At 63.9% G+C, this 24967-nt stretch carries 18 protein-coding genes and 1 riboswitch; of the genes, 11 read left to right on the top strand and 7 right to left on the bottom strand.

The features are described 5' to 3' along the window. Nucleotides 1-149: 149 nt before the first annotated feature. Nucleotides 150-357, top strand: a riboswitch (cobalamin riboswitch). Nucleotides 358-475: 118 nt separating this feature from the next. Together OCK01_RS23700 and OCK01_RS23695 are read left to right on the top strand one after the other, a co-directional pair. Further along, entirely contained in the window at nt 476-1723 is a 1248-nt protein-coding gene (locus OCK01_RS23700) for an aromatic ring-hydroxylating oxygenase subunit alpha (RefSeq protein WP_263826102.1), read from the top strand. 16 nt (nt 1724-1739) lie between these two features. Then, nucleotides 1740-2846 (top strand): hybrid-cluster NAD(P)-dependent oxidoreductase, encoded by a 1107-nt coding sequence (locus tag OCK01_RS23695; RefSeq protein ID WP_263826101.1) that lies wholly within the window; start codon nt 1740-1742, stop codon nt 2844-2846. A 6-nt stretch (nt 2847-2852) separates the two neighbouring features. Here the strand turns inward: OCK01_RS23695 and OCK01_RS23690 are convergent, their stop codons facing one another. The 3 genes from OCK01_RS23690 to OCK01_RS23680 are packed head-to-tail and all read right to left on the bottom strand — an operon-like array spanning nt 2853 to nt 5853. Further along, nucleotides 2853-3929 carry a HupE/UreJ family protein gene (locus OCK01_RS23690; protein WP_263826100.1) on the bottom strand — a complete coding sequence of 359 codons (1077 nt, stop codon included), beginning with the start codon at nt 3927-3929 and terminating at the stop codon, nt 2853-2855. Beyond that, entirely contained in the window at nt 3926-4738 is an 813-nt protein-coding gene (locus OCK01_RS23685) for a DUF4198 domain-containing protein (protein WP_263826099.1), read from the bottom strand. Before OCK01_RS23685 ends, OCK01_RS23690 begins: the two co-directional genes overlap by 4 nt. After that, nucleotides 4708-5853, bottom strand: a complete 1146-nt coding sequence (locus OCK01_RS23680) for a DUF4331 domain-containing protein (RefSeq protein ID WP_263826098.1) — start codon at nt 5851-5853, stop codon at nt 4708-4710. Before OCK01_RS23680 ends, OCK01_RS23685 begins: the two co-directional genes overlap by 31 nt. A 330-nt stretch (nt 5854-6183) precedes the next feature. Between OCK01_RS23680 and OCK01_RS23675 the strand changes: the two genes are divergently transcribed. The 3 genes from OCK01_RS23675 (at nt 6184) to OCK01_RS23665 (ending at nt 13506) form a co-directional block, all read left to right on the top strand. Then, nucleotides 6184-8637 (top strand): c-type cytochrome, encoded by a 2454-nt coding sequence (locus OCK01_RS23675; protein ID WP_263826097.1) that lies wholly within the window; start codon nt 6184-6186, stop codon nt 8635-8637. Nucleotides 8638-8698: 61 nt separating this feature from the next. After that, nucleotides 8699-10615: a GMC family oxidoreductase gene (locus tag OCK01_RS23670; RefSeq protein ID WP_263826096.1), complete on the top strand. Its 1917-nt coding sequence runs from the start codon at nt 8699-8701 to the stop codon at nt 10613-10615. Between the two features lie 23 nt (nt 10616-10638). Further along, on the top strand, nt 10639-13506 hold the full coding sequence (locus OCK01_RS23665) for a patatin-like phospholipase family protein (RefSeq protein ID WP_263826095.1): 2868 nt from the start codon (nt 10639-10641) through the stop codon (nt 13504-13506). Between the two features lie 27 nt (nt 13507-13533). Here the strand turns inward: OCK01_RS23665 and radC are convergent, their stop codons facing one another. The 3 genes from radC to OCK01_RS23650 all read right to left on the bottom strand — a co-directional run bounded on the left by radC (nt 13534) and on the right by OCK01_RS23650 (nt 16174). Continuing rightward, a complete protein-coding gene (gene radC, locus OCK01_RS23660) occupies nt 13534-14343 on the bottom strand; it encodes a RadC family protein (protein ID WP_263826094.1) in 810 nt (269 codons plus the stop codon). A gap of 10 nt (nt 14344-14353) precedes the next feature. Beyond that, nucleotides 14354-15178: a type I methionyl aminopeptidase gene (map, locus tag OCK01_RS23655; protein WP_263826093.1), complete on the bottom strand. Its 825-nt coding sequence runs from the start codon at nt 15176-15178 to the stop codon at nt 14354-14356. A gap of 117 nt (nt 15179-15295) precedes the next feature. Continuing rightward, nucleotides 15296-16174, bottom strand: a complete 879-nt coding sequence (locus tag OCK01_RS23650; RefSeq protein WP_263826092.1) for a LysR family transcriptional regulator — start codon at nt 16172-16174, stop codon at nt 15296-15298. An 87-nt stretch (nt 16175-16261) separates the two neighbouring features. On the opposite strand from OCK01_RS23650, the gene OCK01_RS23645 reads away from it, so the two are divergent. Further along, nucleotides 16262-17269 (top strand): YeiH family protein, encoded by a 1008-nt coding sequence (locus tag OCK01_RS23645; protein ID WP_263826091.1) that lies wholly within the window; start codon nt 16262-16264, stop codon nt 17267-17269. A 16-nt stretch (nt 17270-17285) separates the two neighbouring features. Here the strand turns inward: OCK01_RS23645 and OCK01_RS23640 are convergent, their stop codons facing one another. Further along, entirely contained in the window at nt 17286-19124 is a 1839-nt protein-coding gene (locus tag OCK01_RS23640; RefSeq protein WP_263826090.1) for a PHA/PHB synthase family protein, read from the bottom strand. 108 nt (nt 19125-19232) lie between these two features. Here OCK01_RS23640 and OCK01_RS23635 point away from each other — a divergent pair, with 108 nt between their 5' ends. From OCK01_RS23635 to OCK01_RS23615, 5 genes are all read left to right on the top strand, one after another. Further along, complete coding sequence (locus OCK01_RS23635) at nt 19233-19598, top strand: SHOCT domain-containing protein (RefSeq protein WP_182826425.1); 366 nt, start codon at nt 19233-19235, stop codon at nt 19596-19598. A 139-nt stretch (nt 19599-19737) separates the two neighbouring features. Further along, nucleotides 19738-20961, top strand: coding sequence for an LL-diaminopimelate aminotransferase (locus tag OCK01_RS23630; protein WP_263826089.1), 1224 nt, complete (start codon nt 19738-19740; stop codon nt 20959-20961). A 28-nt stretch (nt 20962-20989) separates the two neighbouring features. After that, entirely contained in the window at nt 20990-22312 is a 1323-nt protein-coding gene (locus tag OCK01_RS23625) for a homoserine dehydrogenase (protein ID WP_263826088.1), read from the top strand. A gap of 64 nt (nt 22313-22376) precedes the next feature. Continuing rightward, nucleotides 22377-24176 carry a single-stranded-DNA-specific exonuclease RecJ gene (gene recJ, locus OCK01_RS23620; protein ID WP_263826087.1) on the top strand — a complete coding sequence of 600 codons (1800 nt, stop codon included), beginning with the start codon at nt 22377-22379 and terminating at the stop codon, nt 24174-24176. 110 nt (nt 24177-24286) lie between these two features. After that, nucleotides 24287-24775: a hypothetical protein gene (locus OCK01_RS23615; protein ID WP_263826086.1), complete on the top strand. Its 489-nt coding sequence runs from the start codon at nt 24287-24289 to the stop codon at nt 24773-24775. The last annotated feature ends 192 nt before the right edge of the window (nt 24776-24967 follow it).

Here is a 24967-nt window from a genome sequence, read left to right as displayed (position 1 = left end):
CCCTTTCGGTCCGAGACCACAGCGCGGCTCCCGGCATATCGGCGCCATGGTCGAAGAATGCAAGGCGCTTAAATGTGGACGCGGTCGGATTTTATCCGCGCCGAGCAAGACAATGTCGCAAACGAACTCGCCGTGTCGCATGAGCCGTGGTGATATCCGGACATCGAGGCGCCTCGCGGTCTAGGCCAAGGGGTTAAATGGGAAGCCGGTGTTCGAACCCGGCGCTGCCCCCGCAACGGTAAAGACGCTGAATTCGCGACGGGAGCCACTGGGCCATAGGCCTGGGAAGGAGATCGCGAAAGTCCTGGAAGGGACGGCGTCTGAGCCCGGACACCAACCTCGACGACATAACCCGACTGATCGCGGTGGGCGATCAAAGGAAGACCGGCGGATCGTCCGCGCTTTCGCGCGCGGCGTTTGGCGGTATTCCGCGCGCGTCCACCATGCCCAGCCCTTGAATTGACGAGGATCGACCATGGATATTCGCGCCGACATGCTCTCCAGACTCCGCGCCCGCAAACCCGGTTACAGCCTGGACCAACCCTTTTATATCGATCCCGACTATTTCAAGCTCGATCTCGAAGAGATCTGGTATCGCGACTGGCTTTTCATCGGCCATGATTGCGAATTGACCACGACCGGCGCCTATATGACCGTGCAGGTCGGCGCCTATCCGGTGGTGATCGTGCGCGGCGAAGACGGCCGCATCAACGCCTTCCACAATTCCTGTCGCCATCGCGGCAGCCGCGTCTGCACCAAGGAGCGGGGACAGTCCAACAAGCTCGTCTGTCCCTATCACCAGTGGACCTATGAGCTCGACGGCTCGCTGGCCTTCGCGCGCCAGATGGGCGAGAATTTCGACACGACCAATTTCGGCCTGAAGCCGGTGGCCTGCGAAACGGCGGGCGGCTACATCTTCATCTGTCTCGCCGACCAGCCGATGGATTTCGCGCCGTTCCGGGCGATGATGGAGCCCTATTTCCTGCCGCACCGGCTGCGCGACGCCAAAGTGGCCTTCGAGAGCACGATCATCGAAAAGGGCAACTGGAAGCTCGTCTGGGAAAACAACCGCGAATGCTACCATTGCGCCGGCAATCATCCCGAACTCTGCAAGACCTATCCGGAAGCGCCGACCGCTTCGGGCGTCAGCGGCGCAGAGGATGATCCGGAGATCACCGAACATTGGGCGAAGTGCGAAAACATCGGTCTGCCCAGCAAATTTGTGATCGACACCGACGGCCAGTACCGCACTGCGCGCATGCCGCTGCTCCGCGACGCCGTCAGCTACACGATCTCCGGCCGCAAGGCGGTGCAGATGCGACTGTCCGACAATGTCAACATGGACCGGATCGGAACGCTGCTGCTGTTCCATTATCCCACCACCTGGAACCATGTGCTGAGCGACCACGCGATCAGCTTCCGCGTCATGCCGATCAGCGCCACGGAAACGGCGGTCACCACCAAATGGCTGGTGCACAAGGATGCGGTGGAAGGCATCGATTATCGTCTCGACGAATTGACGCATGTCTGGACCGAGACCAACGACCAGGACCGCCAGATCGTCGAGGAAAACGCCTTTGGCATTCACTCGCCGGCCTATGAGCCCGGCCCCTATTCGGAAATGCATGAGGGCGGCGTGGCGCAATTCGTGGACTGGTATTCGAGCTTCATGGAAAAGCGGCTGACGGATGCGGGCAAGCCCGCGCTGCGGTCCGTGGCCTGATCGGAGGACGCGCGCGATGATGCTGATGGGCGCAACGCCGACCCCGCTTCCGCTCGACGAGCTGAAGCCCTGGAATTCCGCAAGGCAGATGCTGGTCTGCACTGGCGTCACCGACGAGGCGCCGGAGGTGAAGACCTTCACCTTTGCGGTTGAAGGCGGCGGCTGGTTTCGCTACCAGCCCGGCCAATTCATCACGGTCGAGTTGCGCGCCGAGGGCGGCGATCTGCACCGCACCTACACCATCTCGTCATCGCCTTCGCGCCCCTACGCCATTTCGATCACGGTGAAGGCGCAGCCCAACAGCGTCGGCACGCGCTGGATGTTCGAGAATGTGAAGCCGGGTTCGCGCGTCCGGGCTTACGGTCCAAGCGGCCATTTCACGCTGGGGCGGGATCTCGGGCGGAAATTCCTGTTCGTCTCGGCCGGCTCCGGCGTGACGCCGATGATGTCGATGCTGCGCTGGCTCGCCGATTGCGCTCCAGGCACGGATGTCGTCTTCGTCAACAGCGCCCGGCGACCGGAAGAGATCATCTTCCGGGAGGAGCTCGAACTGCTCGCCACGCGGATGCCGAATCTCAAGCTGGCTTTCCTGCCGGAGCATCGTTCCGGAGCCGCGCCCTGGGCGGGGCTGATGGGGCGCATCGACATGCGCAAGCTCGAAATGCTCGCGCCTGATTTCCTGAAGCGCGACATTTTCTGCTGCGGGCCGGATCCGTTCATGAAGCTGGTCAGCGACATGGTGCGCGGCGAAGGCTATGACATGAACCGCTATCACCAGGAAAGCTTTGGCGCGGCGGCTGTGACCGACATCGCCCAGAAGCCGGCCAATGACGATGGCGAAGCGTCGGTTCGCGACGAGACGGCGCTGGACGTCGCCTTTGTCGGCACGGGCGAGACGGCGTCCTGCCAGCCGGGCCAGACCATTCTGCAGGGCGCGCGCTCGGTGGGCGTGCGCATTCCGGCGGCTTGCGAGTCGGGCCTGTGCGGCACCTGCAAGGTGAAGAAGCGGGCCGGCGAGGTGGCGATGAGCCACAATGGCGGCATCAGCGAGGCCGAGATCGCCGAGGGCTTTGTGCTCGCCTGCTGTTCGCGGCCATTGAGCCGGGTCGAAATAGAGGCCTGAGCCGCTTCAAAGATAGCCCGCCGCCTGGAGACGCTCCCATGTCCAGGCGGCACCGGCCGCTGCGATCGCCAGCGACAGCGGCGATACGACCCAGGCGCGATACCAGCGCCGGCTGCGGGTCCAGAAGCCGACCAGCAGGATATAAAGGCCGATCACGGCCATCTGCCCAAACTCCACACCGAGATTGAAGCCGATCAGCGCCGGGACAAGATCGGCGGATACGGGCGCCGCCTCGCGCAGCGCGCCGGCAAAACCCATGCCGTGCAACAGGCCGAAGGCGAAGACGATCAGCGGGCGCCGGGCCGTTGCCCGCGGCTGGGCGAGGTTTTCGACCGCCACATAGGCGATCGACACGGCGATCATAATTTCCACCAGGCTCGACGGCGGGCGAATGACGGACCTCATAGTCAGCGCCAGAGTAATGGAATGGGCGAGCGTGAAGGCGCTGGCTTGCCACAACAACGGACCGAGACGCGGCGCGTAGAGGCACAGCGCCAGGATGAACAGGATGTGATCGAGCCCGAGCGGCAGCACATGGGTGAAGCCGAGGCGGATGTAATCCGCCACCGTTTCTGCGAGCCCTTTTTCCTTCGCCGCCGTGAGTGAGAAGGGCAGGCTCGCCGCATCGCCGTCCACCCAGAGGAGAGACGGCTCGGTCCGACCGGGACGATGGATGGAGAGCGAATAGGCGGTGGCGACGAGATCGAATCGCCAGGTCGCATCCGTCGCCTCGGCCGGCAGAAGGCCCTCGGCGAGAATCTCGATAACGGCGGGGCGATCCTTGTCTTCGGCCTCGTGGCGAACCACACCGAGCAGCCTCGTTTGCGATGGATGGCCGCCGACCGCGAGGCTGATGGCGGCTTCGAGCGCCGGGCGATAGGCGTCGATGTCGGCGCGGCGTTCGACGTCCGGCATCCGTGCGGCGAGACGGGCGATGAGGGCGGAAGGCGGCGTGGCGATCAGCGCCCGCCATCGGCCTTCGGTCGAGATGTCCAGGCGAACGCGGGTCGTGCCGATTTCATGTGCGGAGAGGTGAGACGCGCCGATCATCAGCGTCAGGAAGATCAGGAGGAGGCGGATCATGGCGTCATGCTCCGCCAATCGAAGATGAAGGAAGCCCAGCGGCTTTCCCAATCGCAGGAGGAAAAGAAGCCGGCGCGGTTGATGGTGACCGCCATGACTCCCCAGAGACCGGGGCCGGGGAGAGGGACGGCGAAGCCGCCGTCTGCGTTGCTGCGCGCTTTCAGGTCGAGCCTCGAATCGCCCTTGCGATAGAGGCGCACCAGCGCGCCGGCGACCGGTTCTCCTCGTGACAGAAGCCTGCCGCCGACGACGCCGCTCTTCGCATTCGGAAGCGTCGAGAGCGTGATCTCGAACGCCCAGTCCTGCGCTGCGGCCGACAAATGGCCCGCATCGGCTCCGCCGATCGCGCTTTTGGCGTAGCGATAGAAGCATTCGCGGAACGGTCCCGGCTCGCTCCAGCCGCCTTGCGCCTCGATCGCTTCTCTGAGGCCGTAGGCGTCGGCATAGCGGTGGAAATCGGCGAGCGACAGCTCGACCGATGCGCCGCCGCCGACATAGACGAGCAGCCCCGTGGCCGGAGACGGAACAACGACGATGCCGGCGGGAACCTCGCCCGCGCCGCCCGTCACTCTGCTGACGCCGCCCGGATACAGGAATTCGAACCGGTCGACGCCTCGAGCCGGCCGCGGCAGCGGGTCGCCGATGAAACGCTCGCCGACCGCGAGGCCGACGGGCATGACCTTGCCGGCGAGCGGTTTCGTCTCATGCGGCTCCAGCCAGAAATCATGCCCGTGGACCGGGTCCGCGAACAGGACAAGGGGCAGGGCGGCCAGCCGGCTCAATGAGCGGAGATGACGAAACGCGTCCATAGCCGCCAGAGACGTTTGATGAGGAAGCGCAGGGCTTCGCCGATCAGCCAGAAGACGAGGCCGATGGCGACGAGCAGGCCGATGGCATAGGGCCAGATGCTGCCGGTCGGCGGCGTTTCCTTCGCCGACGGCCAGGGCGGCGCCTCATAGGGCCATACGCTCAGGAACGGTTTGTCGTTGGTGGTCGAACGCGGAAAGTCGCCCTCTATGAAGGACAATTCCTGCAGCAGGCAGTCGCCGAAGGCGCAGGTCTGCGCCACCACGTCGTCCGTCAGCAACCGTCCGTTGGGATAGCCGACCGGAAAGCGATCCGAATAGATCATCACGTCGGGCTCGACGTCGTATTTACGCAGGAGCACGGTGAACTCCATGAATTCGGCAAGCGCCTGCGACCACCATTCGCGGTTGCCCCTCAGGAAATTGTAGATGTCGTCCAGCGTGCCCTTTCGGTCTTCCAGCGCCGCTTTCTGAGCCTTGGGCTCCAGCGTGTTGAGAAAGCCGAAGCGCGGCAGCTGGGTGCGGATCGACCGGCCGACATGGTCGATCTTCTCGCCGTTGCGATAGGTTCCGCCCCAGAGAATGAAGTCGGAGGGATTGCCCGGAAAGGCGGCGCGGGGAATGCTCAACACCATGGTGACGGCGTTCCTCTTGTAGAAGCGTGGGAAATTGAAGGGATCGTCGCGGACCATCGCTTCGTAGCGAATGGTTTCCGGCGCGGTGAAGCCGGGGAACTCCACCTTGTCGATCGTGGCGTCGTTCTTCAGTCGCAGGACGACGGAGGCGGTGGGCGCGATGCTGTCCGTCGTCAGCACCGTGCCGCCATAGCGGGCGCGGTTGGCGGCGTCCTCGAAGGAAACCGGCGTTTTCAGGTCGAAATCCACCCGGTAGACGAAACTCGCGAGATTGTAGGGCGGTGGATTGAGAAGCGCGCGCCTGACGTTGAAGATCAGCGTCATGCGGTCGCCGTCGGGGAATAGGAACAGGTCGGTGATGTTGCTTTCCGGAGCGAGCAGGCGCGTGGGGTCCGCGTGATCGGAAGCAATCGTATTGGTTGTGGAGACGCCCAGCCAAAGCAGCAAAACCAGGAGAAGCGCCAGACGTGAATTTGGCGCCAAGAAAAATCTCCATGTCGACCGATTTGCAAAAATCGGTGACCGACCGCTGAAAGATGTCCGTCGGTCGGAGTCTTCATCACTGTACATCGCATGTCTCCCGTGAAAACCGCTCTCTGTCTTCGGTGTGAGGATCTGTGTTTCGGTCATGAGAATATGCTCCGCGAGACGACTGCCTTACCGCGCCGAACATCTTGATGAATATTTGGTCCCATCTTTTCGACTACGATTATGTCTTGTGTTTTGGAAAAATCAATAATAGGTTGTGTTGCATTGGAAATAAATCTCAAGTAGCAACTCGATACAACTCCTAGAATGTAGAGGGGGTGTGGCATGTGGCGTGATGGACGCGGAAGCGTCGTCGCGATGGCGGCGGCTTGTCTTTTTCTGACGGCGTGCGGTGACGATGTCGTGGTGGACGAGGCCAAGAAGGCCGGCCGCTCGGCCGCGACCTTTCCGGCGGCGGCGGAAGATTACTTCAAGGGCATGGACGGCGGCGTCGAGCTCAGCCGCGACGAAGTGATCGGCCGCAACAACTGGCTGGTCTGGACGGCGGGCAACGATCGATTCTGGAACGAGATCACCCGCAGCGCCTTCGGCAATTTCGATCTGCTGAAGACGATCTCCAGCCATCCCTCGCTGGCTTTCGGCCGCAGCAATCGTTTCCGCGAGTTGGGTTTGATCAACGAGCCGTGCTACCAGGCGCCGACGAAAGGCGCGAACGATAAATTCGGCCTGTGGCTGGATGTGCGCCGCAAGGACGATCCCGCCTGCGACGCGCCGGATCCCTTCGCCGATGCGAACAAATATCCGGGGGTGAAAATCGGCGCGCGCGGCGGCGCCGTGCCGGTCGGCTCCTTTTACGGCGAAGCGACGGGCGTCGTCGGCCTCAGACTGTTTCCCAATCCCGATTTCGACGAGAAGGCGAAAGCGCGCTGGGACGCCGACCGCTATTACACCGATCCCAGCTATTACAACGACAAGGACCTGGTGCGGCCCTATCGCGTCGGCATGGCCTGCGGCTTCTGCCATGTCGGACCCGACCCGGTGCGGCCGCCGCTCGATCCCGAAAATCCCACCTGGGACAATCTCAGCGGCGTGGTCGGCGCCCAATATTTCTGGATCGACCGGATCTTCGGCTGGAACTACGGCGGCGAAAAGGATCGCAAGCGCTGGGAGGAGAACGAAAAGAACTATCTGATCCAGCTGGTGCACACGTCGCGGCCCGGCGCGCTCGACACGTCGCTGGTGTCGACGGACTACATCAACAATCCCCGCACCATGAACGCCGTCTATGCGCTCGGGGCGCGGCTGGGCGTCGCCAAGCAGCGCGGGCGGGAGACGCTGGCGGGCGGCGAAGTCAACAACAAGCAGCTGCCCGACTATTTCGACCCGCCGAACACGGTGTTCACGCCGCGCGTGCTGAAAGACGGGGCCGACAGCGTCGGGGCGCTGGGCGCGCTCAACCGCGTCTTCATCAATATCGGCCTGTTCAGCGAGGAATGGCTGAGGCACTTCAACCCGCTGTTCGGCGGCAAGCCCAACACCGCGATCGAAATCGACGTCGGTCGCAAAAATTCCAGCTATTGGGGGGCGACCGAGGCGCAGACGCCCTATCTCGCGGCCTATTTCCTGAACCCGAAAGTGCAGGCCGGCCATAGGCTGGCGGATGCGCCGGAGGGCGCCGCGCATCAGACGACCGACCCGGCGACGCTGGACAAGGGCAAGGAGCTGTTCGCCGAAAACTGCGCCGCCTGCCATTCCAGCAAGGCGCCGCCGCTGCCGTCGAGCATCGATCTCAACGCCTGCAACGGCTCGGGCTATCTGGATTGCTGGAACGAATATTGGCGCTGGGCGCAGACGCCCGACTTCAAGTCCCAGATGGTGGAGATCGTCAAGGCTCCGGATTTCCTGGACGGAAACTATCTCTCGACCGATATGCGGGTGCCGGTGACGCTGCTGGAGACCAATGCCTGCAGCCCGCTCGCCACCAACGCCATCGCCGGCAATGTCTGGGACAATTTCTCATCGCAATCCTACAAGGACCTTCCGTCGGTCGGTGAGATCACGGTGCGCGACCCATTCAACGGCAAGGAGAAAAAATTCAAGATGCCGGCGGGCGGGCGCGGCTATACCCGTGTGCCCTCGCTGATCGCGCTCTGGTCGACCGCGCCCTACCTGGTCAACAATTCGGTGGGGCCGTTCACCGGCGATCCCTCGGTCGCGGGTCGCATGAAGGCCTTCGACGCTTCGATCGAGCAGATGCTCTGGCCCGAAAGGCGCGTGCGTGACAGCGAGTTCGGCAAGGACGGGGTGTTCCTGATCGACCGCACCACGGCCTCCAGCTATCTCATCGTGCCCGGCGGCTTCCTGCCGGACGGTTTGCAGGCGCTGATCGATCCGCTCAGCCGCTGGCTGCCGTCGATCTTCGGCGAGGGCGAGTTGCGCATCGGCCCGATCCCCAAGGGAACGCCGGTCAACCTGCTCTCCAACACGGAACTCTACAAGGACGACGTGACGCTGGCCGAAAACCTGCCGCGCTACGCCGAACTGATCAGCCTGCTGAAGACGGCGCTCAAGGATCTCAAATCGCTGCCCGCCAATGCCGGCGACGAGGAGGCGAAGGAGGCTTTCGCCAACCTGGCCATGCCTCTGCTCGATCTCAGCAAATGCCCGGATTTCGAGGTCAATCGCGGCCACTATTTCGGAACCGGCAAGGTCGCCGGGACCACGGCGCTCACCGACGACGACAAGAAGGCGCTGATCGAATTTTTGAAGACGTTCTGACCTCGCCTCGCCGGCGCTCACGCCCGCCGGCGTCTCCATCTTCATGTGCAAGAAGAAGGGCATGCTCATGACAGACGCAAGACGACAAAAGTCCGGATCGTGGGACGCCGACTACGACTATATCGTCGTCGGCTCGGGCGCGGGCGGCGGCACGGTGGCCGCGAGGCTCGCCGAGGGCGGCCAGAAAGTGCTGGTGCTGGAGGCGGGCGGAGATCCGCACAAACTCAGCGGCGGCGATCCCGCTTACCCGGTCGAAAACCGTCTGCCGGATGACTACGACGTGCCCGCCTTCCATCCCTTCGCCTCGGAGAACGAGGCGATGCGCTGGGATTTCTTCGTGCGTCACTATGAAAATGAGAAAAAGGCCGCGAAGGACCCGAAATATGTCCGCGAATTTCAGGGCCGCACGGTCGACGGCATTCTCTATCCTCGTTCGGGCACGCTCGGCGGCTGCACGGCGCACAACGCTCAGATCTTGGTCTATCCGCACAATCAGGACTGGGATTTCATCGCCGACCTCACCGGCGACGCCAGCTGGAGCGCCAAGCGGATGCGGGCGCTGTTCCGCCGGCTGGAGAATTGCGATTACCACTGGCCTTACCGGCTGCTGTTTCTGCTGACGGCGGGTCTCTTCAATCCGAGCGGTCATGGATTCGGCGGCTGGCTAACGACCCAGAAAGCCCTTCCGCTCAGCGCCTTCAAGGACCGGGCGCTGGTCGCGACGCTGCTCGACAGCGCAGGCGAAATCCTGCGCGGCGATCCCAATGCCGACGAGACGGTCGAATGGTTGTTCGAAAGCCAGGGCGACCCCAACGACTGGCGGCTCGTCGAAGCCGAGGCGACGGGGCTGCGTTACCCGCCGCTGACCAATCGCAACCATGCGCGGCTGGGCGCGCGCGAGCGACTGCTGGAGACGCGCGACAAACATCCGGAACGGCTGCATATCGAGCTCGACGCCTTGGCGACCCGGGTGCTGTTCGACGGCAAGACGGCGATCGGCGTCGAGTTTCTCAAGGGCGAACGGCTCTATCGCGTTTCCGGGCTCCAGGCGCGGAGCGAGGGCGAGTTGCGGCAGGTCTACGCCCGCAAGGAAGTCATCCTCTCGGGCGGCGCCTTCAATACGCCGCAGCTGCTGATGCTGTCCGGGATCGGCGACCGGACGGATCTCGCCAAATTCGAATTTCCGGTCGTCCACCATCTGCCCGGCGTCGGCAAGAACCTGCAGGACCGCTACGAGGTCGGCGTCGTCACCGAGATGACCCAGGATTGGGAAGTGCTGAAAGGCGCCAAATTCGCCAAGGGCGATCCGCAATACAAGGCGTGGGCGTCGGCGCGCGAGGGCGTCTACACCACCAATGGCGCAGTGCTGGCTTCCATCAGCCGCTCGGCGTTGGAGCGCCCCTTGCCGGATCTCTTCTGCTTCGCGCTGCTCGGGGAGTTCAGGGGGTATTTTCCCGGCTATTCCAGGCTGTTTCCCGAGCGCCACGACATCCTGACCTGGGCTATCCTGAAGGCGCACACCCTCAATCGGGCCGGGACGGTGACGCTGAAAAGCGTCGATCCGCGCGACCCGCCCGACATCGATTTTCGGTATTTCGATGAGGACAGCGACCCAGATGGCCAGGATCTGAAAAGCGTGGTCGACGGGATCAAGTTCGTGCGCAAGGCGACCAGGGCGCTCTATGAAAAGGGCATCGCCAAGGAGGAACTGCTGCCGGGCGATCAGGTCCAGAGCGACGAAGAGCTGATGGACTTCGTGCGCAGCCAGGCCTGGGGCCACCATGCTTCCTGCACATGCCCGATCGGCGGCGAATATGACGGCGGCGTTGTGTCCTCCGACTTCCGAGTGCATGGCGTCAAGAATCTGCGGGTCGTCGACGCCTCGGTCTTCCCACGCATTCCGGGCTTCTTCATCGTCAGCTCGGTCTACATGATCGGCGAAAAAGCCGCCGACGTCATCCTCAATTCCCGCTCCTGACGCCCGATATCACGGAGGCTCCCATGTCCCTTCCGCTCAGCACCACCGACATTCTCAGAGAAGAAGCCTGCCGGATCCACGGCGAACATGCGCTCGACGACTACGAGGACGCCCGACTCGCCGTCGGCCTCAACCAGTTGGAGTCGAGGGCGCTCTGCCTGTCCGGCGGCGGGGTGCGCAGCGCGGTCTTTTCGCTCGGCGTCATCCAGGCGCTGGCGGATCACGAGGACGCCGAAGGTGACCTGCTGTCGCGCTTTCATTTTCTTTCCACCGTTTCGGGCGGCGGCTTCATCGGGGCCTGGCTCACCGCCTGGCTGTCGCGGCAACCTTACCAAAGGGTGCGACGGCAATTGACGGGGCGGACCGCGCGGATCAATGCCATAGAGCCGACGCCGATCGGCGACCTTCGCCGCGACAGCAATTACCTGACGCCCAAAGTGGGCCTGCTCTCGGCCGACACCTGGGCGGCGCTGTCGATGGTGTTCAGGAACATGGCGCTGAACTGGATCGTGCTGCTGCCGATCCTGCTGCTCGCCGTGATCGCGCTGAAATTCCTCACCATCGGCGTCGCCTGGCTGCCGCATTCCTTCGGGTCGCAATCGACGGGGCTGGCGCTTCTCGTGCTCGGCGGGGCTTCTCTGGCGCTCGTGCTGCTGGCCTTGCGGTTCACGCTCAAGGAGCAATCGCTGAGCGGGCCAGCCAGCCCGACCCAGAACGACTACCTGCGCGGCAATCTCATTCCGCTCTTCCTCGGCGGCATCGCCTGGACAGGGATGCTGCACACGGTGCTGGCCTATCGGACCCTGATCGTCTTTTCGCTCGGCGATCTCGTGGTGATCGGGGCGCTCGCCGGCCTTCTCGTCTACGCGTTCGCGCAACTGCTCACGCTGCTGACCACGGCGCGGCTGGTGACGGTGGCGCTTTCGCCCAGCAACTGGAGCAAGCTCAAAGACAAGCGCGTCTGGGGCTGGGTGCTGTCCGGCCTCGTCTATGGCGCGGTGTTGGCGGTGGGGGCGCATCTGCTCGGCGCGGGCAGCGACACGGCGCTCCGGCTCGTGCTGCTGCTGGTGTTCGGACCGCCCTGGCTTCTGCTGGCGCAGGTGACGGCCGAGACCGCCTATGTGGCGCTGACCAGCGCCAGCCCGAATTCCGACGAGCAACGGGAATGGTTCGCCCGCGCCGCCGGCTGGTGCATCGCCGCGGGCGTTTTCTGGATCGTGGTGGTGGGGTTGGCGCTGTTCGGCTCGCTGTTGGTCGGCAAGGCGGACGAAGGCTTCGACCGCTTGATCGACTGGATCGCCGCCGCCGGCGGGATCAGCGCGGTGATCGGCGTCGTCACGGGCGCCAGCAGCAAGAGTTCGGCGCTGGGAAAATATCAGTCGCGGTTCATGTCGATCGCTTATGATGTGGCCGCCAAGCTGTCGGCGCCGTTGTTCTTCCTGCTGCTGATCACGCTCGGCTCGGCGGTGATCGATCATCTCGTGCTCGGCAAATCCTTGTTCGCCTATCTCGTCTCCTTCGACGACTATCCGCTGTTCGAGCAAGGCTTCGCCGCCGATTGGGGACAGAGCAAGATTGCGGTGAGCGAACTGCCCGCCGGCGTGCGCACTTTGCTCACGGCCACCGTGATCCTCGCCGTGATCGGCTATATCGGCTCGACCTTCGTCAACATCAACCGATTCTCGTTGCATGGCCTCTATCGCAACCGCTTGATCCGCGCCTTTCTCGGCGCCTCGCATCTCGGTCGCAAGCCGGATCGCTTCACCGGCTTCGACCGCGACGACAACCCCGACATGGCCGAACTCTGGCCCGATGCGGGCGAGATTCCTCGGGGCGTAAACTGGCGGCCGTTCCACGTGCTCAACATGGCGCTCAATATCGTGTCGACGCGCAATCTCGCCTGGCAGCAGCGCAAGGCGCTGTCCTTCACCGTCTCGCCGCTGCATAGCGGCTCGGGGGCGCTGAGCGGTCTGCGCGACGAGCCGGGAGGGCTGGTGACGGCCTATCGCGGCGCCTATCGCCGCTCGGATGAATATGGCGGCTCGGATCTGAGCCGTTGGCGCTGGAACAAGCGCACGGATAAGGATGCGGAGAAATCGGGGATCTCGCTCGGCACGGCCATGGCGATATCGGGCGCCGCGGTCAATCCGAGCATGGGGTATCACTCGTCGCCGACCGTCTCGCTGTTGCTGACGCTGTTCAATGTCCGGCTCGGCTGGTGGCTGGGCAATCCGGGGCCTGCGGGCGAGCATTCCTGGCGCCACAACGGCCCGCGCCACGCCGCCTTTCCGCTGATCATGGACGCCTTCGGACTGACCACCGATCGCCGTCCCAATGTCAGCCTGTCGGACGGCGGGCATTTCGAAAATCTCGGCCTGTATGAAATGGTCAGGCGGCGATGCCGATGCATCCTGGTGATCGATGCGAGCTGCGATCCCGATTTCACCTATTCCGATCTCGGCGACAGCATCCGCAAGATCGAGATCGACTTCGGCGTGCCCATCGTCTTCGACGATCTGCAGGCGCTGAAGCCGAGACCGTCGGCGCTGGGCGTCACGATCGAAGCGCCCTATCACGCCGTCGCCCGGATCGATTATTCGGCCGCCGATGGAAAAGACGCGCCCGACGGCATTCTCGTCTATGTCAAGGCGAGCTTCCACAACGACGGCGAGAGCGCCGGCGTCAAAGCCTATGCCAACGCCAATCCGGCCTTTCCGCACGAGCCGACCACCGATCAGTGGTTCACGGAATCGCAGTTCGAGAGCTACCGCGCGCTGGGCTACGACATCATGCGCCACGTGTTGAAAACGGAGCACTGCTTCGGCAAGGCCGGGACGGAAGAGCCGCGGAGCGAAGCTGCTCATGTTGTGCGTGAAGATGCTGTTTCTTAAGGTTAAGGAATATATTTAACACATTGATTATATGAGGCGAAGCCCCTTCAGGCTGGCGTGGCCGTCCTTGCCGATGATGATATGGTCATGGATGGTGATCCCCAGCGGCTTGGCCGTCTGGATGATCGTCTGGGTCATGTCGATATCGGCGCGCGACGGGGTCGGATCGCCGGAGGGATGATTATGGACGAGGATGATGGCGGTGGCAGAGAGCTCCAGCGCCCGCTTGACCACCTCGCGCGGGTAGACGGGCGTGTGGTCGACCGTGCCGCGTTGCTGCACCTCGTCGGCGATCAGTTGATTGCGCTTGTCGAGAAAGAGAATGCGAAACTGTTCCGTCGTCTCATGCGCCATGGCGGCGCGGCAGTAATCGATGACCGAGGACCAGGAGCCGAGAATGGCGCGGCCCTTGATCTCGCTGCGTAGCGAGCGATGGGCGATGGCGCCGACCAGTTTGATGTCGGTGGCGACCGCTTCGCCGACGCCCTTCACTTCCTGAAGGAGATGGGCGGGCGCGCCGAACACGCCGGCGAGCGTGCCGAAGCGCTCGATCAGCGCCTTGGCGATCGGTTTGGTGTCGCGGCGGGGAATGAGGCGGAAGAGAAACAGTTCGAGGATTTCGTAATCGGCGAGGGCGCCGTCGCCCAAGTCGCGAAATTTTGCGCGGAGCCGATCGCGATGGCCGTGGTAATGAGCGGGCGCCGGTTGCGGAGGCCCGGGCGGCCGCGCTTGAGAGCGCGGCGCGCTTTCGTAAAAGAAGCCCCGCTCGTCGGGCGGATCGCCGTCGCCCGTGTCGTTGAGGTCGCGTCCAGTCTCGGGGTCGATCGGAAGCGCCATGGGAGGTCCCTTATTTGAGGCCGGGTCTGTCGAGGCCGGTGGGCGACAGCGTGAAGACTTCGCAGCCGTCCTTGGTGACCCCCACCGTGTGTTCGTATTGGGCCGAGAGCGAACGGTCGCGGGTGACGGCGGTCCAGCCGTCGGACAACACCTTCACATGCGGGCGTCCGAGATTGATCATCGGCTCGATGGTGAAGATCATGCCTTCCTTGATTTCCGGGCCGTCCTTGGCCGAGCCGTAGTGCAGGATATTGGGCGCGTCATGGAACAGCGCGCCGACGCCGTGGCCGCAGAAGTCGCGCACCACCGAGCAGCGCTCCTTTTCGGCGAAGGTCTGGATGGCCTCGCCGATCGCGCCGATGCGCGCGCCGGGCTTGACCGCGGCGATGCCGAGCAGCAGGCATTCGTAGGTGACTTCCATCAGCCGTTCGGCGGCGCGCTTGACCTCGCCGACCGGATACATGCGGCTCGCATCGCCATGCCAGCCGTCGAGGATGAAGGTGACGTCGATATTGACGATGTCGCCGTCGCGCAGCGGCTTGTCGTCGGGAATCCCATGACAGACGACGTGGTTGATCGAGGTGCAGGAGACCTTGCGATAGCCGCGGTAGTTCAGCGTCGCCGGCAGCGCGCCATGGGCGAGGCCGAATTCCAGAACGAACTGGTCGATCTCATTGGTGGTGACGCCCGGCTTGACCATCGGCCAGAGCGCGTCGAGGCAGCGCGCCGTCAGCTGGCAGGCCCGGCGCATGCCTTCGAAGGCGTCGGGGCCATACAGTCTGATCACGCCGGTGTTCTTCATCGGCGCGGCGGCGGCTTCAATATAATTCACCATAGAGGGCTGCTTTCCACTTCATTTCCGGCTCCCTTCATAAAACAGCCATGGGCGCTTCGTCCATCAAGAACTGCGCCGCCCACAGTGCGCGTATAGGTTTTGGAAAACGAGACGCGGCTAATCGCACAGCCTGGAGAATTCGCGGGCTGCGGGGCTCAGGCCCCGTTCCTTGTGGCGCAGGAAGGTGAAATCGCGGGCGGCGAGCGAGACGGGGGCGACGCTGAGGCGGCCAAGGGCGAGATAGGGGGCGGCGGCGGCGCGAGACAGGCAGGAGGCGCAATCGCTGTCGATGAGCGCCGAGATCACCGCTTCGTTCGAGGGCAGGACGAGCGCGATGCGGATGGCGTCCGGGTCGATGGCGCGGCGGGCGAGCGCCGCCCTGAGCGCGGCGCGGGTGCCCGAGCCCTGTTCGCGCATGACCCAGCCCGTCGCGCGCAGGAGATCGTCGACCTCCGCCGCTTTTGCGGAGGCGAGCGGATGGCGCGGCGCGCAGAGGATGACCAGTTCGTCGCGCGCCACGCGCTGGGAGGCCAGCGCCGGCTCGTCGATCTCGCCTTCGATCAGGCCGATTTCGCTGGCGCCCGAGAGCACGTCGCGGGCGACGGTGGAGGTGTTGCCCACCGTCAGATCCACCTCGACGCCTGGATAAAGCATGCGGAACCGCATCAGCCGGGGCGGCAGCCAGTGGCTGGCGGTGGTCTGGCTTGCCGACAGCCGGAGCACGCCGCGCTTCAGACCGCCGAGATCGCTCAACGCCAGCGCTGCGGCCTGGGCGCGGGCCAGCGTGGCGCGGGCCTCCTCGACGAACAGCCGCCCCGCGTCCGTCAGTTCGATGCCGCGGCCGACCCGGGAAAACAGCGCGACATTGTAGAACCGCTCCAGCGCCTTGATCGAGGCGCTGACCGCAGACGGCGTGAGGCCGAGCCTCTCGGCGGCGCGGGTGACATGCTGCGCCTCGGCGACGGCGAGAAAGATCGTGAGCTGTTCGAGGGTCAATCGTGAAATCCTGTTGCATGATATTGGCAACATTATTCGATGGATTTGGATTGTTGGTAAAGGGATATTTGGACGCAGGAGTTGATCATGCTGTCCATCGCCCACAAAACCTCTTTATTGCCCGGCGCGGGCCTCTGCGTCACGCTCGCCGTCACCTCACTCGCTGCGGAGCATCTGTTTCCGCAGGCTCGCGCTTTCGGTCTCGATCCCATGATGCTGGCGATGCTGGCGGGGGTGGTGCTGCGCAGCGCCGGCCTGCCGCTGGCGGGTTTCGACGCCGGCATCCGGGCGATGGCGCGCAGACCATTGGAAATCGCCATCGCCGCCATGGGCGCGACGATCAGCGCCGCCACCATCGCGTCCATGGGCGCGACGCTGCCTTTGGTGGTCTTCGCCGCCGTCGCCGCCTCGATCGCCGCCTCTTATGCGGCGGGTCGGATGCTCGGGCTCGAGCCGAGGCTGGCTGCGCTGGTGGCGTCGGGCAATTCCATCTGCGGCAATTCGGCGATCATGGCGGTGGGGCCGGCGATCGGGGCCAAAGCCGACGAAACGAGCCGCGCCATCGCCTTTACCGCCTCGCTCAGCATTCTGGTGATCGCCGCGCTGCCGGCCTTCGGCTCGGCGCTCGGCTTCGATGCGCTGCATTTCGGCGTCTTCGCCGGCATGACCGTTTACGCCGTGCCGCAGGTGCTGGCGGCGACGTCCTTCATGGGGCCTGTCAGCGCAGAGATCGGCGCGGTGGTGAAGCTCGTGCGGGTGCTGACGCTCGGTCCGGTCCTGATGATCCTCGGCCGGTTTTTTGCGGTCGAGGGCGCAAAGCCCGCTTCGCTGTCGCGGATTGCGCCCTGGTACATCCTCGGCTTCTTCGTGATGATGGCTTTCAATCTCGCCGGCGCTCTGCCCGAACAGGCCGTGACGCTCTGTCGGTTCACGGCGGCGGTGCTGCCGGTGGTCGCCATGGCGGCGCTGGGACTGTCGGTGGATCTGCGCGAACTGGCGCGATCCGGCGGACGCATCGCCGCCGCCGGCGTGGTCTCGGCGCTGATGCTGATCGCGATCTCGGCGGTCGTGGCGCTGGTGGTCGTCCGCGCCTAACCGTAAGCGCGGTCTATCACACCCGCACGCGCACGAAAGCGCCAGGCGCTTCCTCGATCGGGTTCAGCTGGTCGCCGCCGGGTTTGCGCGGGGCCACGGTGCGGGCGTCCTGGTCGAGGATCCAGCCATGCCAGTTTGGCCACCAGGAGCCCGGCGTTTCCTCGGCGCTCGCCAGCCAGTCCTCGTATTCGCCTTCGACCTTGCCGTTGGTCCAGAACTGGTACTTCTTCTTGTCGGGCGGATTGACGACGCCTGCGATATGGCCGGAGCCGGAGACCACCAGCTTGACGTCGCCGCCGAACAGTTTCGAGCCTGTGAACACCGATTTCGCCGGCGCGATATGGTCTTCGCGGGCGGCGAGGTTGTAGATCGGGATCTTCACCTTCTTGAGATCGAGCTTTTTGCCGTCGAGCACCATTTCGCCGCGCGCCAGCGTGTTGTTGAGATAGCAGTTGCGCAGATAGAAGGAGTGGTTGGCGGCCGGCATGCGGGTGGAATCGGCGTTCCAATAGAGCAGGTCGAAGGCCATAGGCTCCTGCCCCTTGAGATAGTTGTTGACGAAATAGGGCCAGATCAGCTCGGAAGCGCGCAGCATGTTGAAGGCGAGCGCCATTTTCGTGCCGTCGAGATAGCCCTCGGCTTCCATGCTCTTTTCGATGGTGCGGATCTGCTCCTCGTCGGCGAAGACCTTGAGATCGCCGGCATAGGTGAAATCCACCTGGGTTGTGAACAGCGTGGCCGAGGCGATGCGCTTGTCCTTTTCCAAAGCATGCCGGGCGAGCGTGGCGGCCAGCAGCGTGCCGCCGACGCAATAGCCGATGGCGTTGACCTTGTCCTCGCCGGTCGCTTTCTTGATCGTCTCCAGCGCGAAATCCACGCCTTCGCGGGCGTAATCGCCCCAGTCCTTGTCCGCATGGCGTTCGTCGGGATTGACCCAGGAAATCACGAAGACCGTGTGGCCCTGGTCGACGCACCATTTGATGAAGCTCTTCTGCGGATTGAGATCGAGCACATAGAATTTGTTGATCCAGGGCGGGCAGATGAGGAGAGGGCGCTTGAGCACGGTCTCCGTCGTCGGTTCATACTGGATGATCTGGCAGATATCGTCCTCGGCGATGACCTTGCCGGGGGTGACGGCCATGTTCTCGCCGACCTTGAACTTGGTCATGTCGGTCTGGCGGATGCGCAGGTCGCCGCGGCCGGACTGAATGTCTTCGGCGAGCTTCTTCATGCCCTCGACGAGATTGGCGCCGTTCTGCGCCACGGTCTCCTTGTAGAGCACGGGGTTGGTGAGCACGAAATTGGCCGGCGACAGCGCGGCGGTGATCTGCTTCACGTAAAAGGCCGCCTTGTGGCGGGTGTGGTCGTCCAGCCCGTCGGCCTGGGTGACCAGCTTGTCGGCCCAATCGGCGGTGACGGTGTAGACCTGGCGCAGGAAGTCGAAGAACGGATTTTTCTTCCATTCCGCGTCGGCGAAACGCTTGTCGTCGCGCACGACGGGAGCGGGAGATTCGCCGGCCGCCTTCTGCAGCGACGACATCCAGATCTGGGCGTAGGTGGAAAACAGCAGCGTTTGCGCCTGAAGCGCGCGGTTTGGATCCGCGACCCAATATTCCACGACTTTTCCGAGCGTGCGGACGAGGTCGGTGACCGGCTCGGCGATCAGATCCTGCTTTTCGCCGCTCTCGCGAGGGCCGAGCCATTCGGACGCCGCCTTGCCGAGATTCTCCAGCGAACGCGCGAGATTGACGGTCAGCGCTTCGGGATTCTTGATGATGAACGGCTCGAGATCGGCCGGATCGAGGCCGGGAATGGCGCGGCGTTCCTTATCCTGAGTTGCGCCGTCATTGCTCATCGCGCCTCGCTCCCCGATGCATCGTCTTTTGCTTGCAGACCACTGTGCATGAACCGGATTGCAATTTCCAGCGTTTCGGCCCACTACTCCGCACAAAGAACTAGGCCCGTGTTGTCGCAGGCGAAGCCTGCGCGCAAGACCAATATGGGGATGGCGGATATGCGAATGGTGAATGGCGGCTTGAAGACGCTGGCGGTGGTCGCCCTCACGGTGCTGACGGCGGTCGGTTCCGGTTGCGCCTCCAAGGTCAGCGACGAAGCGCGCGCGATTCCCGTCGATCCCGGCCCCTATCCGGATTTTTCGCGTCCTCTCAACTCCGCCATGGAGCAGATGAGCGACGAGGACGCCAAGAAGATGGAGACACAGCTCACGGCGTTGGCCGGCCAGCGTCGCGCCGGCGCGATCAGCGAAGCCGAATATCTCCGCCGCGTCGAGGAGTTGCGGGCTCTGGGCAAGGCCACGGCGACCAACTGACGCTGCGCGCGCGCCAGCCGGTCCGATCGCGGAAATCGCAGGCCGGCGAGCGGGCTTTTTGCGCTTGCCTTTCTCGGCATTTGGTCGCAAAGCGTGATTTGCGGCATGACGTGGCCGCATTTTCGTCAAGAGGACAACCATGGAAGAGTTTCACAAGGTCCGGCGCCTTCCGCCCTACGTGTTCGAACAGGTCAATCGCCTCAAGGCGGCGGCCCGAGCCGGCGGCGCCGACATTGTCGATCTCGGCATGGGCAACCCGGATCTTCCGACCAACAAATTCATCGTCGACAAGCTGATCGAGACCGTGCAGCGGCCCGACACGCATGGCTATTCCTCGTCGAAGGGCATTCCCGGCCTGCGCCGCGCCCAGGCCAATTATTACGAGCGCCGTTTCGGCGTGAAACTCAATCCCGACACGCAGGTCGTCGCCACGCTCGGCTCCAAGGAAGGCTTCGCCAATATGGCGCAGGCGATCACGGCGCCCGGCGATGTGGTGCTGTGCCCGAACCCGTCCTATCCGATCCACGCCTTCGGCTTCCTGATGGTGGGCGGCGTGATCCGCTCCATTCCGGTCGAGCCGAACGAGGAATTCTTCCGGGCGCTCGAACGCGCCGTGGCCCATTCCATCCCCAAGCCGATCGCGATGATCCTCTGCTATCCGTCCAACCCGACGGCGACGGTGGTGGAGCTCGACTTCTACAAGGACGTGGTGGCCTTCGCCAAGAAGCACGGCGTCTATGTGCTCTCCGACCTCGCTTATTCGGAAATCTATTTCGACGGCAAGCCGACGCCGTCGGTGCTGCAGGTGCCGGGCGCGATGGATGTCGCGGTCGAATTCACTTCGATGTCCAAGACTTTTTCCATGGCCGGCTGGCGCATGGGTTTCGCGGTCGGCAACGACCGGCTGATTTCGGCGCTGACGCGGGTGAAGTCCTATCTCGATTACGGCGCGTTTACGCCCATCCAGGTGGCCGCCGCCGCCGCCCTCAACGATCCCGATCTCGACCAGCATATCGACGAGGTGCGCCAGACCTATAAGCGCCGCCGCGACGTGATGGTGGAAAGCTTCGGCCGCGCCGGCTGGGAAATCCCGCCGCCTTCAGCCTCGATGTTCGCCTGGGCGCCGGTGCCGGAAAAATTCCGCCATCTCGGCAGCCTGGAATTTGCCAAGCTCCTGATCGAGAAGGCCGATGTGGCGGTCGCTCCCGGCGTGGGCTTCGGCGAGCATGGCGACGACTATGTGCGCCTCGCGCTGGTGGAGAACGAACACCGCATCCGCCAGGCCGCCCGCAGCATCAAGAAATTCTTCGGCACGGCCGACGAGACGCTGCACAATGTGGTGGCGCTCAAAACCGCTGGCTGAATGATCAAGACAAGACAGGAATGATAGTATGGCTGATGCCCTGAAGATCGGCATTGCAGGACTGGGAACCGTCGGCGCTTCGCTCTTTCGCATTCTCGGCGAGCGCCACAATATGCTGGCCGTGGCCTGCGGCCGCGATATTCGCGTCACCGCAGTGTCGGCCCGCAACCGCAGCGCCGATCGCGGCGTCGACATCACGGCGACGGCCTGGTTCGACAATGCCGTGACCATGGCCGCCGAGGCCGATATCGACGTTTTCGTCGAACTGATGGGCGGCGCGGGCGATCCGGCCTATACGGCGGTCAAGACCGCGCTCAATCGCGGTCTCCATGTGGTGACCGCCAACAAGGCGTTGCTCGCCAAGCATGGCGTCGAACTCGCCGCGCTTGCCGAGGAAAAGGGCGTGATCCTGAATTTCGAAGCGGCGGTGGCCGGCGGCATTCCGGTGATCAAGGCGCTGCGCGAATCCCTGACCGGCAATACGGTCAGCCGCGTCTATGGCATCATGAACGGCACCTGCAACTACATCCTGACCCGGATGGAGAAGGAAGGCCTGTCCTTCGAAGCCTGCTTGAAGGAAGCGCAGCGTCTCGGCTACGCCGAAGCCGATCCGGCCTTCGACATCGAGGGCAACGACACCGCGCACAAGCTGTCGATCCTGACCACGCTGGCCTTCGGCACCAAGATCGCCGCTGACGACATCTATCTCGAAGGCATCACCAATATTTCGCTCGAGGACATCCTGGCGGCCCGCGATCTCGGCTACCGGATCAAGCTGCTGGGCGTGGCCCAGAAGACTGCCTCCGGCATCGAGCAGCGCGTGCATCCGACCATGGTGCCGCAGGATTCGGTGATCGCCCAGGTCGACGGCGTCACCAATGCGGTGGCGATCGAATCCGACGTGCTCGGCGAACTGCTGATGGTCGGCCCCGGCGCCGGCGGCAACGCCACGGCCTCGGCGGTGATGGGCGATATCGCCGATATCGCCAAGAGCCGGCCGGGCTCGCAGCTCGTGCCGAGCCTTGGACGGCCGGCGACCATGCTGGACGCCTATATTCGCGGCGAAATGCAGAGCCATGAGGGCGGCTATTTCATTCGCCTGACGGTGGAGGATCGCGCCGGCGTGTTCGCCAGCATCGCCACCCGTATGGCGGAAAACGCCATCTCGCTGGAATCGATCGTGCAGCGGCCGCAGGCGGCGACGCAAGGCGACGACCGCAAGACGATCATCCTCGTGACGCACGCCACCACCGAATCTTCGGTGCGCAAGGCGGTTGATACGATCGAGACCGAGGGCTATCTGATCGGTAAGCCGCAGGTGATCCGCATCGAACGGCCGAAGGCGGCGTGACGCCGGGGATGCCCTCAACATCCCTTGCGCCGCTCCGTGTGACGCGCAAGGGAATGATGTGACGATGTTCGAGCCCGTAGATCCCGTCGACCGCGCCTTTCTCGGCGTCGAGCGCTCCGTGAGCGGTCAGCGCTGGGCCTCGCGGCTCGACCAGGCCGGGCTCAACCGCGCGCTGGCGATGAGCCAGCAGCATGGCATCCCGGAACTCATCTGCCGGGTGCTGGCCGGGCGCGGCGTCGGTGTGGACGATGCGCCGGCCTTTCTGCAACCGACCATCCGGTCGCTGATGCCCGATCCCTTCACATTGACCGATTGCCGGCCGGCGGCCGAGCGCATCGCCCGCGCGATCGAATTGCGCGAACACGTGGCCATCTTCGGCGATTACGACGTCGACGGCGCGGCCTCGGCGGCGCTGATGCATCGGGTGTTGTTCCACTTCGGCATCGATGCGACCATCTATATTCCGGACCGAATTTTCGAAGGCTATGGCCCCAATCCCGGCGCGATCGGCAAGCTGATCGACGACGGCGCAAAGCTCATCGTCACCGTCGATTGCGGCTCGACCAGCATCGAGGCGCTGAAGGTTGCGCATGAGCGCGGCATCGACGTGGTGGTGATCGATCATCACCAGGTGGGGCATGCGCTGCCGGAGTGCCATGCGCTGGTCAATCCCAACCGCGAGGACGATCTGTCGGGGCAGGGCCATCTCTGTGCTGCGGGCGTGGTCTTCCTCGTCATGGCGGGGCTGCATCGGCTGATGCGCGAGCGCCGCGATCCCCGCGCCGCGAGCCTCGATCTTCTGGCGCTGCTCGATCTCGTGGCGCTCGCCACCGTCTGTGATGTCGTGCCGCTCAAGGGGCTCAACCGCGCTTATGTGGTGAAGGGTTTGATCGCCGCCCGACACCAGCAAAACCCCGGGCTGGCGGCGCTGTTCGTCAAAGCGGGCGTCGGCGGTCCCGTCACCCCCTATCATCTCGGCTTCCTCATCGGGCCGCGCATCAATGCCGGCGGGCGAATCGGCGATGCAGCGCTCGGATCGCGGCTGTTGACGCTAGAAGACGCCGGCCACGCCGCCGAGATCGCCGCCAAGCTTGACGAACTCAACCGCGAACGCCAAGCGATGGAGCAGGCGATGCTGGCTGAAGCCGAGGCCGAAGCGCTTGCAGAATATGGGACGGGCGAGGGGACGCCCGTCATCGTCACCGCGCGCGAGAACTGGCATCCGGGCATCGTCGGGCTGATCGCGGCGCGGCTGAAGGAGAAGTTCAATCGCCCGGCTTTCGCCATCGCGCTCGACCCCTCGGGCAAGGGCACCGGCTCGGGCCGCTCGATCAACGGTTTCGACATGGGCAAGATGGTGCGGGCCGCGGTCGATCAGGGCCTGCTCGTCAAAGGCGGCGGCCACGCCATGGCGGCGGGGCTGACGGTGGAGCGATTGCGGTTGGGCGCGCTTCGCGCCTTCTTCGAGGAGGCGGCGCGGGACACCGTGTCGACGCTGACGGCCAATCGTGTTTTGAAGATCGACGGCGCGCTGGGGGCGAGCGGCGCCACCTTCGAGCTCATCGACCAGCTGGAGGCGGCGGGCCCCTATGGCTCGGGCCACTCGCAGCCAATTTTCGCGCTGCCGATGCACAGGGTGAAGGACAGCCGATTCGTCGGGACCAACCATATCAAGGTGACGCTGGAGGGGCTGGACGGCGGTCGCCTCGACGCCATGGCCTTCCGCGCCGGCGACACCGATCTCGGCCGCCTGCTGACCGGCTCGCGCGGCGACAATCTGCATGTGGCGGGCACGCTGTCGGGGGATTTCTGGCAGGGGACGCGGCGCATCCAGTTTCGGATCCTGGATGCGGCGAAGGCGTAGACTTCGCGACAATTGCGCGCGGAGAGGCTGACTTTACGCCGCTCCACGTATAGTTTGACGGAATGAAGAACACTCGACTGTCATATCACACGGATTTTCCCTGCACCCCGATGAGTGGACGCGCCGGCGCGAGATATGACGGCTGGGTAATTGAGCGCACGCCATCAGGTCAGTTCCGTCGCCCGACTCGGATTATCCATCCATTTCCATATCAGCGGAAACGCTGGTGCCTGTTGCGGGTTCACTTCAATGGCGTCGACCTTCGCTTCGCCATGCCCAGCGAGTTGGACCTGTTTATCAGCGTCATGTCACAGAACCCTTTGCCGTCTGGACGGTCGCTTGCACCGGAGTGCCCGATCGGGCGGCCCAAGAATCACTGGCTTGCGACACTACCGGGAAAGGCGAAGCCCTGGAAATTCAGGCAGGCTATCTGCAAATATCTACAAGACAGCGACGATGTGAGACGCTTTCGGGAGTTCTATCAAGAGCAGCCGCCCGCAGTTCAGTTTAACGGCATTTATGGAAGTTTTTGGGAAGCGCATGTCGCCTATCGGATGAAGACCGTCCGTTCCGGTGTCGCATTGGCGGATAGCGCTTGAAGCGTGGACGGACGACATATCTGAGAGTGTGACGCGTACAAACGATCTCTGCAACGGCTCACGGGCTATACTCGCACCACAATTGCAGATCGGCTTTGTCTGAGGCTTTGAAAAGAAGTGGCACGCCCTAGGGGAGTCGAACCCCTCTTCCCAGAATGAAAATCTGGTGTCCTAACCGATAGACGAAGGGCG

This window comes from Rhizobium sp. TRM95796, assembly GCF_025779995.1.
Classification (GTDB): Bacteria; Pseudomonadota; Alphaproteobacteria; order Rhizobiales; family Rhizobiaceae; genus Rhizobium_E.
The sequence above is the reverse complement of the archived record's forward strand: the minus strand, read 5'-3'. Positions and strand labels throughout refer to the sequence as shown.

Coding starts and splice junctions, on each gene's coding strand:
- OCK01_RS23675 (WP_263826097.1), top strand. CDS start 6,184: ATGTGGCGTGATGGACGCGGAAGCGTCGTCGCGATGGCGGCGGCTTGT.
- radC (WP_263826094.1), bottom strand. CDS start 14,343: ATGGCGCTTCCGATCGACCCCGAGACTGGACGCGACCTCAACGACACG.
- OCK01_RS23615 (WP_263826086.1), top strand. CDS start 24,287: ATGAGTGGACGCGCCGGCGCGAGATATGACGGCTGGGTAATTGAGCGC.
- OCK01_RS23640 (WP_263826090.1), bottom strand. CDS start 19,124: ATGAGCAATGACGGCGCAACTCAGGATAAGGAACGCCGCGCCATTCCC.
- OCK01_RS23645 (WP_263826091.1), top strand. CDS start 16,262: ATGCTGTCCATCGCCCACAAAACCTCTTTATTGCCCGGCGCGGGCCTC.
- map (WP_263826093.1), bottom strand. CDS start 15,178: ATGGTGAATTATATTGAAGCCGCCGCCGCGCCGATGAAGAACACCGGC.
- OCK01_RS23625 (WP_263826088.1), top strand. CDS start 20,990: ATGGCTGATGCCCTGAAGATCGGCATTGCAGGACTGGGAACCGTCGGC.
- OCK01_RS23665 (WP_263826095.1), top strand. CDS start 10,639: ATGTCCCTTCCGCTCAGCACCACCGACATTCTCAGAGAAGAAGCCTGC.
- OCK01_RS23690 (WP_263826100.1), bottom strand. CDS start 3,929: ATGATCCGCCTCCTCCTGATCTTCCTGACGCTGATGATCGGCGCGTCT.
- OCK01_RS23630 (WP_263826089.1), top strand. CDS start 19,738: ATGGAAGAGTTTCACAAGGTCCGGCGCCTTCCGCCCTACGTGTTCGAA.
- OCK01_RS23695 (WP_263826101.1), top strand. CDS start 1,740: ATGATGCTGATGGGCGCAACGCCGACCCCGCTTCCGCTCGACGAGCTG.
- OCK01_RS23700 (WP_263826102.1), top strand. CDS start 476: ATGGATATTCGCGCCGACATGCTCTCCAGACTCCGCGCCCGCAAACCC.
- OCK01_RS23685 (WP_263826099.1), bottom strand. CDS start 4,738: ATGGACGCGTTTCGTCATCTCCGCTCATTGAGCCGGCTGGCCGCCCTG.
- recJ (WP_263826087.1), top strand. CDS start 22,377: ATGTTCGAGCCCGTAGATCCCGTCGACCGCGCCTTTCTCGGCGTCGAG.
- OCK01_RS23670 (WP_263826096.1), top strand. CDS start 8,699: ATGCTCATGACAGACGCAAGACGACAAAAGTCCGGATCGTGGGACGCC.